The organism is Enterobacter sp. DC4, assembly GCF_000568095.1.
GTDB lineage: Bacteria > Pseudomonadota > Gammaproteobacteria > Enterobacterales > Enterobacteriaceae > Enterobacter > Enterobacter pseudoroggenkampii.
The window spans coordinates 46,259-58,572 of sequence record NZ_AZUB01000001.1 but is presented as its reverse complement, the minus strand read 5'-3'; the positions used below and the strand labels follow the sequence as shown (position 1 = coordinate 58,572).

Below are 12,314 nucleotides of genomic sequence, written 5' to 3'. Positions count from 1 at the left end.
TCTGTTCCTCAGCCCCGGGCGCGTTCAGCAAGCCACAGGCGCAACTGTTTCTTATCGACTTTGCCGACCGGCGTCAGAGGGAGCGCATCCACGCTCTCTACGCGATCCGGCAACTTGAATTCGGCGACGCCCTGCTCGCGCAGGAAGCGACGCACCTCGACCGCGCGCAGGGGCTGTTTCACCACCAGATACGCGCAGCTCTTCTCACCCAGCAGGCTATCCTCCATGCTCACCAGCGCGGCGTGGATCACCGCCTCATGGCGCAGCAGCAGGTTTTCGATCTCTTCTGCAGCGATCTTCTCGCCGCCGCGGTTGATCTGATCTTTCTCGCGCCCCTGCACGGTGATGTAGCCCTGCTCGTCAATGGCGATCAGATCCCCGGAGCAGTAAAAGCCGTCGGCGTCGAAGGCGCTGGCGTTGTGTTCCGGGCTGTTGAAATAGCCGCGGAAGGTATACGGCCCGCGCGTCATCAGACGCCCGACTTCCCCGCGCGGCAGCGGGTTGCCGTGCTCGTCCGCCACCCACACTTCGTCGTCCGGGCACATCGGGCGGCCCTGGGTGTTGATGATGCGCTCCGGCGCGTCGTCGAGCGCGGTGTAGTTCACCAGCCCTTCCGCCATGCCGAACACCTGCTGAAGCTGGCAGCCGATTTCTGCCGGAATGCGCGCCGCGAGCGTGGCGGAGAGGCGTGCGCCGCCCACCTGCAGCAGCTTCAGCGACGCAAGCTGCGCGTTGCCCGCGCCGTCGGCAATCGCTTGCAGCCAGAGGCTCACCGCCGGCGGGACCAGCGAGGTGACGTTAATCTGATGCTGTTCGATCAGCGGGAAGCAGAGCGTGGCGCTCGGATCGTTCGCCAGCACCACGCAGCCGCCCGCGGTAAAGACGCCTAACGACCCCGGCGAGCTCATGGCGTAGTTATGCGCCGCGGGCAGCGCGTTCAGATACCGGGTATGTGCAGTGATACCGCAGATCTCGTTGCTGCGGCGAATGCTGTAGTCATAGTCGTTGTGCGTCCGCGGGATCAGCTTCGGCGTACCGGTGCTGCCGCCGGAGAGCTGGAAGAACGCCACTTCGTCGGCGGGCGTCGGGTTCGGGATGAAGTTGTCCGCCGGGCGCGCAATCGCCGCGTCCAGGGCATATTCACCCTTATCGCCGCGCAGGAGCACGACGCGCACCGAGCGATGTTCATCCACAAAGGCATGAAGAAAATCATCGCCCGCAAACAGCGCATGGTCGCGATCGGCGATCAGCACGGCGGGGTTGATCTGCGCCGCGTAGGCGTTCAGCTCGCTGCGCTGGTGGCTAAAGAGCGCGTTGACCGGCGCGACGCCGATTTGCAGCAGCGCGAAGAAGGTCATGTAGAACTCGGCCACGTTGCCAAGCTGCACCAGCGCCGTCTCGCCACGCTGCAGTCCACGCGCCTGAAGGGCTGAGGCCAGGTTGTTTACGGCCTGATTCAGCGCGCGGTAGGTAATGTGGCGATCGCCATCGATAATCGCCACCGCATCGCTGTCCGCCCGATCGGTCAGGATGTGGGTCAACGGCAGATCCTGCCAGTAGCCTTTTTCACGGTAGCGGCGGGCAAATGCCTCAGGCCAGCGGGTAAAGGGAATGGTCATGAGTCTTCCTTAGTGCAAACCAAACACGTTGAGCATGGTGGAGAGCTTCACGCCGGTTTCGCGCCACTCGCCCACCGGCGAGGAGGCAGGCACAATGCCCGCACCGGCAAACAGGCGAACGGTATTTTCGCGAAGACGCGCGCAGCGGATGGTCACCACCCACTCGCCGTTGCCTTCGCTGTCGCACCAGCCGACGATGCCGCCGAACAGCTCGCGGTCGAACGGCTCCAGCTCGGCGATCAGCTCTTTCGCCACCTGATGCGGGAAACCGCTCAGCGCCGGCGTCGGGTGCAGAAGGCAGGCCAGGGTCAGGGCGTTTTCGTTTTCACGCGCGTCACCTTCAACCGGCGTCGCCAGATGCCACAGCGTCGGCGTGGTAATCAACTGAGGCGAATCCGGCATGCTGAGATGGTGGCTGCGCGGTGCCAGAATGGCTTTCATCGCCTGGGTCACCAGGTCGTGCTCGTGACGGTCTTTTTCAGAGGCCAGCAGCTTGTTGCCTGCTTCACGATCAAGCACGTCGTCCGGCTGACGGCGCGCGGAGCCTGCCAGCGGCAGCGAGCTAAAGTGCCCACCCTCTTTGCGCAGCAGCAGCTCCGGGCTGGCGCCCAGCAGCACGCCGCCGTCTTCCAGCGGCACGTGGAAGTTAAAGCTCGCCGGGTTCTGGGCGATCAGGCGCTCCATCAGCGCGCCGCTATCAATGTGTTTGTCGGTCGCGATATCAATCAGGCGCGACAGCACCACCTTGTTCACCTGCGGCGTGGCAGTGAGCGACGCGGCGCGGGCGACCATCTCTTCGAACACAGGCTGCGGCGGGATCTCGGTGCGTTGTTCCACCTTCAGCGCCTGCGAGCCGGAAAAATAGCGTGAAGACTGCTGACGCGCCGGACGGGAAAAGGTCTGCCAGCGCTGTGGAATAAACAGAGAGGATGGCTTGCGGGTATCGAACGGGATAGCCCCTACCATCACCGGATGGGCGATGCCGCTGGCCTTCGCGTTCTGGAAAGCCTGGGCTAATTTCTGCTGGAAACGGCCTGCCGGATCGTCGCCGCCAACGGCGGGTTCACTGAAGCGGGCAAAGCAGCCGGACGTGGTAAAGCTGCGGTAAGGCGACATAAAGAAAAAGCGGTCTGATTCGAGCGTGGTTGCGGTGTGCTGAACTTCCTCAGCCAGGGACGTATCCATATCATCCTCCTCAAAATGATAAAAGAAGCAATAATGATTATCATTTATATTTTCGTCGGCTAACCTAATCCCACATCGCTTCGCTGTCAACCGTCGGGCAAATAACTTGTGCGACAAAAGCTTGCATCCCTTCGCGGCAACCATAAAAATGAGAAGCATTATCTTCAACAAAAACAGGATGTCGCGCTGTGAAATTCCCCGCCGTATTTCGTATTACCCTGCTTTTACCTGGACTTATTGTTTTCGGACTTGCCTCAGCCGCTGCCGCCGACTGGCCGCGTCAGGTAACCGACAGCCGCGGCGTTCACACGCTTGAGAGCAAACCGACGCGCATTGTCTCCACCAGCGTGACCTTAACCGGCTCCCTGCTGGCGATTGACGCACCGGTCGTCGCCAGCGGCGCGACCACGCCGAATAACCGCGTGGCTGATGGGCAGGGCTTCCTGCGCCAGTGGGGTGATATCGCGAAGCAGCGGAAGGTTGCGCGACTGTACATTGGCGAGCCGAGCGCTGAAGCGGTCGCCGCGCAAATGCCGGACCTGATTTTGATCAGCGCCACCGGCGGGGATTCCGCGCTGGCGCTGTACGATCAGCTCTCCGCCATCGCCCCAACGCTTATCATCAACTACGACGACAAGAGCTGGCAGGCGCTGCTGACCCAGTTGGGCACCATCACCGGACAGGAAAAGCAGGCCGCAGAGCGCATTGCCGCGTTTGATAAACAGCTCGCGCAGGTGAAACAGCAGATGAAGCTGCCGCCGCAGCCGGTGAACGCCATCGTCTACACCGCCGCCGCGCACAGCGCCAACCTGTGGACCGCGGAATCCGCGCAGGGCAAGCTGCTGCACCAGTTGGGCTTTGCGCTGGCGGAGCTGCCTCCCGGATTGCAGACCTCAACTAGCCAGGGTAAGCGCCACGACATTATCCAGCTGGGCGGGGAAAATCTGGCGACGGGGCTGAACGGCGAGGGGCTGTTTGTGTTTGCCGGTGACGAGAAAGACGTGAAGGCGATTTACGCCAACCCGCTGCTCGCGCATCTGCCGTCGGTGAAGAACAAGCGCGTCTGGGCGCTGGGAACGGAGACGTTCCGCCTGGATTATTACAGCGCGATGTTGGTGTTGCAGCGTTTAGAGGCAATTTTCGGGTAATGCCTGCGCCCGGTGGCGCTTCGCTTACCGGGCCTACGGGTGCAAAATGTAGGCCCGGTAAGGCGCAGCCGCCACCCGGCAAATCACACCGGGGCACTCTCCTGCCTGAACCGCCGCAATTCCACCAACGCCACGAACAAAATCCCACCAACCATCGCTAACGCAAACCCGCTGCTGCTCGCCGACGCCGCCGGGGTCATTATCGCCCCCAGCCCGCCGAGGATCGCCGCGCCGATGGCATCACCCGTCACGTTCTGCGCCGTCCACAGGCCGTTGATGCGCCCGAGCATCCCTTCCGGCGTCTGGGTCTGGATCAGGGTGTACTGCAACAGCGAGCTGATGGCGCTCAGCCAGCCGAAAATCACCAGACACAACACGCCCAGCGCCCACACCGGCATCAGGCTAAAGAAGCCGATGGCGATAAACGACGCCAGCGTGGCAAGCAGCATAATCAGCCCCGGACGCTCGCTCTGCGCCAGGTTCCCGCTGGTCAGCGCCCCGCAGGCCGCGCCGAGCGGAATGGCGGCGTACAGCACGCCAATTTCCGAGGCGCTCATTTGCCACTCTCCCGCTAATGCCGGGTACAGCACGCGCACGGCGCTCGCCATCGTCAGCAGGCCGCCGAGCAGCGCAATCCCGCCAATCAGCGGGTTGCTGAACAGAAAACGAATAGCGGCCATCAGCGATTTTAGCGGATGCTCGCGCGGCTGCGGCGGAGGCGGCAGCAGCGGCAGGCGCAGCAGGGTCAGCGTGGTGATAAAGGTCCCCGCCGCCGCCAGCCCGTAGTTCCACGCCACGTTGCCGGTCGCCAACAGCAGGCCGCCTACCATCGGTGAAATCACCGAGCCGAGGCGCACGGTGAGCATAGTAATCGCCCCCGCCTGCATCAGGTTCTCGCGCCCGACCAGCGCGGGCGTCGCCGCCAGCAGCGCCGTCACGCCTAAGGAGGCAAAGAAACCGTCCCACAGCCCGAGGGCATAAATGGCGATCAGCGACGGCTCCGGCAGCATCGCGTTCAGGCACAGCCCGATAAAGCCCACGCCGCAGGTGCCGCGCGCCAGCAGGATCAGCTTCTTGCGCTCGTAGCGGTCCGCCATTACGCCGCCGACCATCAGGCCGATAAACATCGCTCCGCCGGTTAACGTCACCGATAACCCCACCAGCCAGCTGGAGTGGGTCATAGTCTGGATCTGGACCGGCACGGCCACGCCGAGCAGGCCGAGGGATAAAATGGAGATAAAACGAGCGATAAAAACGGCGCGATACGCCGGGTGCGTTTTGAGCAGGCTGAGGTTGAGCAGCCAGGATTTTTGATTCATGACAAAGCCTTGAGTGTAATTCTACCCATTCCATGGGCGCACATGCTAACATAGCCAAATAAGATAGATAACGATAATCACTATCATTACCAAATCATGGATGTTGCTATGTCGTTTTCCTCTTCTTCGGTGCGCGCCGTTGCCGTGCCCGTTTTATTGCTGCTATTGAGCCTGGCGATTGCACTCAGCCTGCTGGTTGGCGCGAAGCCTCTGCCCGCGTCCGTTATCGTTGATGCGCTCTCCGGTACCTGCCAGAGCGCCGACTGCGTCATTGTGCTCGACGCCCGCCTGCCCCGCACCCTTGCCGGACTGCTGGCCGGTGGCGCGCTCGGCCTTGCCGGTGCCCTGATGCAAACCCTTACCCGTAATCCGCTGGCGGACCCCGGCATTCTCGGCGTCAACTCCGGCGCCAGCTTTGCCATCGTGCTCGGCGCGGCGCTGTTCGGTCTGAGCTCGCCCTCTGAGCAGCTGGTAATGGCCTTCTGCGGCGCGCTGGCCGCCTCGCTGGTGGTCGCGTTTACCGGCAGCCAGGGCGGCGGGCAGCTGAGTCCGGTACGCCTGACGCTCGCGGGCGTGGCGCTCGCGGCGGTGCTGGAAGGCTTATCCAACGGCATCGCCCTGCTCAACCCGGACGTTTACGACCAGCTGCGCTTCTGGCAGGCCGGTTCGCTGGATATCCGCACTCTTGAAACCCTAAAAGTGGTGGCATTCCCGGTCATTATCGCTGCCGCCGTGGCGCTGTTTTTAAGTCGGGCGCTCAACAGCCTGAGCCTCGGCAGCGACACCGCAACAGCCCTCGGCAACCGCGTGGCACGTACGCAGATGATTGGTCTGTGCGCCATCACCGTGCTGTGCGGCAGCGCGACCTCCGTGGTCGGCCCGATCGCCTTTATTGGCCTGATGATGCCGCACATGGCGCGCTGGCTGGTAGGTGCGGATCACCGCTGGTCGCTGCCGGTGACGCTGCTGGCCACCCCTGCCCTGCTGCTGTTTGCCGACGTGCTGGGCCGCCTGCTGGTGCCCGGCGAACTGCGCGTCTCGGTGGTCAGCGCCTTTATCGGCGCGCCGGTGCTGATCTTCCTGGTTCGTCGTAAACGCGGAGGTGGCGCATGATGGCCCCGTCCCGTCGTTTACTCACCAGCGTCTCGCTGCTGCTCATCGCCATTCTGTTGCTGGCGGTCTGGAGCCTGCAAAGCGGCGCGGTGATGCTCGATTTTGCACAGGTCTTTGACGCCCTGCTCGGCAGCGCGTCACGCAATATCACCCTGGTTGTCACCGAATGGCGACTGCCGCGCGTGGCGATGGCGATTCTGGTCGGCGCCGCGCTCGGCGTGAGCGGTGCGATATTCCAGTCGCTGATGCGCAACCCGCTCGGCAGCCCGGACGTGATGGGCCTCAATACCGGGGCCTGGAGCGGCGTGCTGGTGGCGATGGTGCTGTTTGGTCAGCACCTGACGGCCATTACCTTTACGGCAATGGCAGGCGGCATTCTGACCTCCTTACTGATCTGGGCGCTGGCCTGGCGCAACGGCATCGATACCTTCCGGCTGATCATTATCGGTATCGGCGTACGTGCGATGCTGATGGCCTTTAATACCTGGCTGCTGCTGCAGGCCTCGCTGGAAACGGCGCTCTCCGCCGGGCTGTGGTACGCCGGTTCCCTCAACGGCCTGACGTGGGGCAAAACCTGGCCCGCCGCGCCGCTGATTGTGCTGATGTTTATCGGCGCGCTGCTGCTGGTGCGGCGTATGCGCCTGCTGGAAATGGGCGACGACAGCGCCTGCGCGCTGGGCGTGGGCGTCGAGCGCTCGCGCCTGATGCTGATGCTGGTCGCCGTACTGCTGACCGCCGCCTCCACCGCGATTACCGGGCCGATCTCGTTTATTGCCCTCGTCGCCCCGCATATCGCACGACGTCTAAGCGGGACGGCGCGCTGGGGATTAACTCAGGCGGCGCTGTGCGGCGCGTTGCTGCTGCTGGCCGCCGATCTCTGCGCCCAGCGGCTGTTTATGCCTTACCAGCTTCCGGTGGGCGTGGTGACCGTCAGCCTCGGCGGTATTTACCTTATCGTCTTGCTCGTTCAGGAGTCTCGCAAGAAATGACAGATTCAACCACCCGCTTGCGCGGCGAAAACCTCACTCTTGGCTACGGCAAAAAAATCATTGCCCGTGACTTATCCGTTGCCATTCCGGACGGCCACTTCACGGCAATTATCGGGCCGAACGGCTGCGGCAAATCGACCCTGCTGCGCACCCTGAGCCGCCTGATGACGCCGGCTGAAGGCAGCGTATTCCTCGACGGGGAGCAGATCCAGCGCTTCGCCAGCAAAGAGGTGGCCAGGCGCATCGGGCTGCTGGCGCAAAATGCCACCACGCCGGGGGACATCACGGTGCAGGAGCTTGTTTCTCGCGGACGCTATCCGCACCAGCCGCTGTTTACCCGCTGGCGCAAGGAAGATGACGAGGCGGTGAACCGCGCGATGCGGGCGACGGGGATTACCGATCTGGCCCAGCAGAGCGTAGACACCCTCTCCGGCGGACAGCGTCAGCGGGCGTGGATCGCGATGGTGCTGGCGCAGGAAACGTCGATTATGCTGCTGGACGAGCCGACGACCTGGCTCGACATCAGCCATCAGATTGACCTGCTGGAGCTGCTGAGCGAGCTCAACCGCACGCAGGGGTATACGCTGGCGGCGGTGCTGCACGATTTAAACCAGGCGTGCCGCTACGCCACGCACCTGATTGCCTTGCGAGACGGTGAGATTGTGGCGCAGGGCGCGCCGAAAGAGATTGTGACGCCGGAGCTGATCGAGCGGATCTACGGCATGCGCTGCATGATTATTGACGATCCGGTGGCGGGCACACCGCTGGTGGTGCCGTTGGGAAAACGTGCGGTCTGATGCCCTCACCCCGGCCCTCTCCCACGGGGAGAGGGAGCAAACCCAACACCACCCGGCGCTTTTGACGTTACCCCAATATCTCCCTCAACACCGACCCTATCTTCTCAAACGCCTGCGGTGAAATGATATCCACGTGGGCGCAGTCCTGACTGTACACCTCCAGTTCCGCCACCCACGGCGCCCAGGCAACCTGCGGATCCATCGTTCGGGTGCGCTCGGCGACGAACAGCGTCGCTTTGCCGTCAAACCGCGCGCTGTGCGCCGTGGTGAGCAACCGCACCGCGTCGGCATAGTTGCCTTCAATCGCGTTAAACAGCTCGCTGGAGCCCTGCCCCTGCTGGGCGGCGATAAACGCCTGACGCTCGCGCTCGATTTCCGCCAGCACTTCCGGGTCGAGGCCGTTGGCCTCTTTCTCCGCCCAGTTCTGGGTTTCCGGCGGCCAGGTATCCAGCAGGCCGAGGAAGGCCACCTCTTCACCCTGCTCGCGCAGACGGGCTGCAATCCCTTGTGCCAGCGTACCCCCGAGGGAATAGCCGAACAGATAATACGGCCCTTGCGGCTGCTGCATACGCAGCGTATTCAGATGATGCTCAATCACTCCATCCAGATCCGCACACTGCTGCATCGGCCCGTCCGGACGCGGCGACTGAACGCCGACGATTGACCAGCGTGGGCTGAGGTAGCGCGCCAGCACGCTAAACTGCCAGGCGAAGCCGGACGCCGGATGGAAGCAGAATAGCGTCGGGCCGTCGCTCTCGCGCAGCGGCAGAAGCGTTTCATACCCCAGACGCTGCGCCTGCTCGTCACTCATCTGCGAGTCCAGCAGCGCGCCGAGCTTGCTCACCGTCGAGGCGACCATAATCTGCCCCGGCGTAACCTTGCGCTCGAACGCGCGGCTTAGCTGCGCGGCCAGGCGCATCGCCAGCAGCGAGTGGCCGCCGAGGGCAAAGAAGTCGGCCTCAATGTCGTTCACCTCGCAGCCCAGCAGCGCGGCAAAGGCCTGAGCGACGGCGATTTCGGATTCGCTTTCCGGCGCACGTCCGGAGGTTTTACCCGTCAGCTCCGGCAGCGGCAGCGCCTTGCGGTCTAGCTTCCCGTTCGCACTCAGCGGCAGCGCGCTGATTTGCAGCAGCACCACCGGCACCATATGCGGCGGCAGCTGCGCTTTGAGCGATTCCAGCAGCGCGTCGCGATCCAGCGGTAAGCCGGATTCGGAAACCACGTACCCCACCAGCTGCCGGGCATCGCCGCCCGTTGCCGCCGCCTGGTTGAACACGCAGGCGTGCGCCACGGCCTGGGCTACGTCCGGCAGCGACAGCATCGCCCGGTCGATTTCACCCAGCTCGATGCGCTGGCCGCGAATTTTCAGCTGATCGTCGCTGCGGCCGAGATATTCCACCGCGCCGTTGTCCAGCCAGCGGGCAACGTCACCGGTGCGGTACATCCGCTCGCCCGGCGCAAACGGGTCGGCGATAAAGCGGCTGGCGGTGAGATCCGGACGGCCAAGATACCCCTGCGCCAGCTGAATGCCAGTGAGGTAGAGATCGCCCGCCACGCCGAACGGCACCGGGCGCATCATCGCGTCCAGAATGCGCAGCCCCGTGTTCCATACCGGGAAGCCGATCGGCACGCTGTTGCCCTCCACCGCCGCCAGCTCGGGACCAAACGCCGGATACCAGCTGACGTCCACCGCCGCTTCGGTTGGGCCATAGAGGTTGTGCAGCGGCGCATGGGTCAACTGCTCCCACTCGCAGCACAGTTCGGTTGGCAGCGCTTCGCCGCTGCAGAACACCTGCTTAAGGGTTTTACAGCACGCAACGTTTTCCGGCGTCAGCGAGGCAACAAACGCCGCCAGCATCGACGGCACGAAGTGGGTGGTGGTCACTCCGTACCGGGTGAAGAAGCTCTGCATCGCCTGAGGATCGCGGTGCGCGTCCGGCTCGGCCATCACCAGCTTCGCCCCGGCGATAAACGGCCACCAGAACTCCCACACCGACACGTCAAAGCTGCACGGCGTTTTCTGCGCCACCACGTCCGTCGCGTCCAGCGGGTAATGATCCTGCATCCACTTCAGGCGGTTAACGATGGCGGTTTGGCCGACCATGACCCCTTTAGGGCGCCCCGTCGAGCCGGAGGTAAAGATGATGTACGCCGTCTGCTCCGGCTTTGCCAGTCGCAGCGGCTCAGCACCCGCAGCCGGTAACAGTGTGTTGTAACTAAACGTCGTAATCGGCAGATCGCTAAAGCGCGGAAGCTGTTCGTCGGTAGTAATGAGCAGGGACGGCTTCGCGTCTTCAAGCATCATCCGCAGGCGGTCGTCCGGATAGCCGGTGTCGAGCGGCAGCCACGCGGCGCCCGCCTCCACAATGCCGTGCAATGCTAACGTCAGGAATACCGAGCGCGGCAGGGCCACCGCCACGCTGTCGCCCGGCTTCACGCCGCGCGCGCGCAGCAGGTTTGCCAGCGCGATGACCTGCTCGCGCATCTGGCGATAACTGAGTTCAACGTGCGCATCCGCCAGCGCGGGCGCGTCCGGCGTTTTGCTCGCCTGCTCCGCCACCAGATCCGCGAGCGTGGTGGACGGCAGCGCCAGTCCGGTATCGTTGATGCGGGCCAGCTGAGCGTATTCCTGCTCTGAAACGGTTTCCACTTCGCCACAGCGCAGGTCCGGATTAGCCGCAAACTGCATTAGCATCGAGTTCAGACGCGCGACGTGTCGGGAAAGCGTCACTTCATCGTAGCGCTGCTTATTGGCGAGGATCTCAATGCTCAACCCGCCCTGCTCGTCCGGGAACAGCGCCAGCTCAAGGTCGTTCACCGGGCCGGTCGCCAGCGTGTGGGTGATGGCCTCCACGCCGTCGATATCCAGCTGGTAGTCGAACACTTTAACGTTCAGCACCGGGCCGAACAGCGCTTCATCGCCCGCTGCTTTCCCGCTGTCGCGCACGATCTGCTCGGCGTCGTAGCGCTGGTGGCGGCGCATTTTTTTCAGCTGGTTCGCCAGGCGCAGCGCCAGCGAGGGCAGGCTCTCCTGCGGATCGATATTGACCGCCAGCGGCAGGACGTTAAGCACCGGCCCGGTCGCGGTGAGCGCCGCGGAACCCATGCGGCGCATAAAGATAAACCCGGCGGCGTAGTCCAGCCGTCCGGTCAGGCGGCCCAGCCAGAGCGCTACCAGCGCAAGCGCCAGGTCGGTACGCTGCGCCTGCCCTGCCGCCTGTGCAAGCTGGCTGAAGGCGCGGCCGTCGGCGGCGATTTTCAGGCGCAGGATATCCGTTGTCGCGGCTCGGCCCGGCAGCGGCGTGGAGGAGAGCGAGACCGGAGAAGGCAGTTCCTTGCGCTGCTCTGCCCAAAAGGCACCGTCGCGCGCATACGCCTCGCTGTCGCGATAGCGCTGATACTCGTCCACCACCTCGGCAAACGGCGTAAACGGAGATGCGGGCGTAGGTTCGCCCTTTTTCCACGCGGCGTAAATCGCGGCGATCTGGCGGGTAATCGCCGGGAAACTGAAGCCATCCACCACCAGATGATGATATCGCTGATACCAGTACCAGTGGCTTTTACCCACCTGAATCAGTTGCTGAAACGCCAGCGGCTGACCGCTGTCGACGCGCAGGTTCTGGTCAAGATCGGATTCCATCAGCGTCATGGCGTCGTCATGAGAGTTAACGCGAACGATGGACGGCTCAGGCAGGATCGTGGACTCGTCCACCCACTGCCACACCTCGCCGTTCTCCTCGGCAAAACGCATCCGCAGGGTATCGGCCTGCATCATGCCTTCAGCAATCGCTTTTGCCAGCAGCGGCGCGTCGATCTCGCCTTTCAGCTCGGTGTAGTGCGCCACGCTCCAGGCGTTTGGCAGCGTGGACAGCTGTTCCGCCATCCAGATCCCCGGCTGGGCGGCGACGAGAGGAAGACGGATCATGCGTTCTCCCTCGCAAAATAAGACGGCTCAAGCGTTTGCCAGTGCCCGACAAGCCACTGCTGGCACGCCTCCTGAGACTGTGCTTCACACACCACGTGCCACCCCGCCGGCAGTTCGCACTGCTGCGGCCACAGGCTGTACTGCCCCTGGTCGTTTTGCAAAATGGCGAACTGTCCCTGCGGATTATCGAAAGGATTGCTGAATTCCATACAGACTCCG

9 protein-coding genes are annotated in these 12,314 nt (G+C 63.4%); 4 read left to right on the top strand and 5 right to left on the bottom strand.

Annotated features, from left to right (window positions below; genetic code table 11):
* Positions 1–8 precede the first annotated feature (8 nt).
* Positions 9–1,619, bottom strand: a complete 1,611-nt coding sequence (gene entE, locus P349_RS23710; RefSeq protein ID WP_032649606.1) for a (2,3-dihydroxybenzoyl)adenylate synthase EntE — start codon at positions 1,617–1,619, stop codon at positions 9–11.
* Positions 1,620–1,628: 9 nt separating this feature from the next.
* The gene (entC, locus tag P349_RS23715) at positions 1,629–2,804 is read right to left on the bottom strand and encodes an isochorismate synthase EntC (RefSeq protein WP_032649608.1); all 1,176 of its coding nucleotides are present in this window, start codon (positions 2,802–2,804) and stop codon (positions 1,629–1,631) included.
* A 188-nt stretch (positions 2,805–2,992) separates the two neighbouring features.
* On the opposite strand from entC, the gene fepB reads away from it, so the two are divergent.
* Complete coding sequence (fepB, locus tag P349_RS23720) at positions 2,993–3,952, top strand: Fe2+-enterobactin ABC transporter substrate-binding protein (protein WP_032649610.1); 960 nt, start codon at positions 2,993–2,995, stop codon at positions 3,950–3,952.
* Positions 3,953–4,035: 83 nt separating this feature from the next.
* On the opposite strand, the gene entS is transcribed toward fepB, so the two are convergent.
* Positions 4,036–5,271: an enterobactin transporter EntS gene (gene entS, locus P349_RS23725; protein WP_032649611.1), complete on the bottom strand. Its 1,236-nt coding sequence runs from the start codon at positions 5,269–5,271 to the stop codon at positions 4,036–4,038.
* Between the two features lie 108 nt (positions 5,272–5,379).
* On the opposite strand from entS, the gene fepD reads away from it, so the two are divergent.
* From fepD to fepC, 3 genes are read left to right on the top strand one after another with little or no spacing between them, the layout of a single operon-like run.
* Positions 5,380–6,384, top strand: a complete 1,005-nt coding sequence (fepD, locus tag P349_RS23730; RefSeq protein WP_032649613.1) for a Fe(3+)-siderophore ABC transporter permease — start codon at positions 5,380–5,382, stop codon at positions 6,382–6,384.
* Entirely contained in the window at positions 6,384–7,373 is a 990-nt protein-coding gene (fepG, locus tag P349_RS23735; protein ID WP_152540083.1) for an iron-enterobactin ABC transporter permease, read from the top strand. Before fepD ends, fepG begins: the two co-directional genes overlap by 1 nt.
* A complete protein-coding gene (gene fepC / locus P349_RS23740) occupies positions 7,370–8,170 on the top strand; it encodes an iron-enterobactin ABC transporter ATP-binding protein (RefSeq protein ID WP_032649617.1) in 801 nt (266 codons plus the stop codon). The genes fepG and fepC overlap by 4 nt, the downstream gene beginning before the upstream one ends.
* A gap of 67 nt (positions 8,171–8,237) precedes the next feature.
* Here fepC and entF read toward each other — a convergent pair whose 3' ends face one another.
* Positions 8,238–12,095, bottom strand: coding sequence for an enterobactin non-ribosomal peptide synthetase EntF (gene entF / locus P349_RS23745; protein ID WP_032649619.1), 3,858 nt, complete (start codon positions 12,093–12,095; stop codon positions 8,238–8,240).
* Positions 12,092–12,304, bottom strand: coding sequence for an MbtH family protein (locus P349_RS23750; RefSeq protein WP_032649621.1), 213 nt, complete (start codon positions 12,302–12,304; stop codon positions 12,092–12,094). Before P349_RS23750 ends, entF begins: the two co-directional genes overlap by 4 nt.
* Positions 12,305–12,314: the final 10 nt, after the last annotated feature.

Excerpts from the sequence above, each read along its gene's own strand:
- P349_RS23750 (WP_032649621.1), bottom strand. The coding sequence starts at position 12,304 with ATGGAATTCAGCAATCCTTTCGATAATCCGCAGGGACAGTTCGCCATT.
- fepC (WP_032649617.1), top strand. The coding sequence starts at position 7,370 with ATGACAGATTCAACCACCCGCTTGCGCGGCGAAAACCTCACTCTTGGC.
- fepG (WP_152540083.1), top strand. The coding sequence starts at position 6,384 with ATGGCCCCGTCCCGTCGTTTACTCACCAGCGTCTCGCTGCTGCTCATC.
- entC (WP_032649608.1), bottom strand. The coding sequence starts at position 2,804 with ATGGATACGTCCCTGGCTGAGGAAGTTCAGCACACCGCAACCACGCTC.
- entS (WP_032649611.1), bottom strand. The coding sequence starts at position 5,271 with ATGAATCAAAAATCCTGGCTGCTCAACCTCAGCCTGCTCAAAACGCAC.
- entF (WP_032649619.1), bottom strand. The coding sequence starts at position 12,095 with ATGATCCGTCTTCCTCTCGTCGCCGCCCAGCCGGGGATCTGGATGGCG.
- fepD (WP_032649613.1), top strand. The coding sequence starts at position 5,380 with ATGTCGTTTTCCTCTTCTTCGGTGCGCGCCGTTGCCGTGCCCGTTTTA.
- entE (WP_032649606.1), bottom strand. The coding sequence starts at position 1,619 with ATGACCATTCCCTTTACCCGCTGGCCTGAGGCATTTGCCCGCCGCTAC.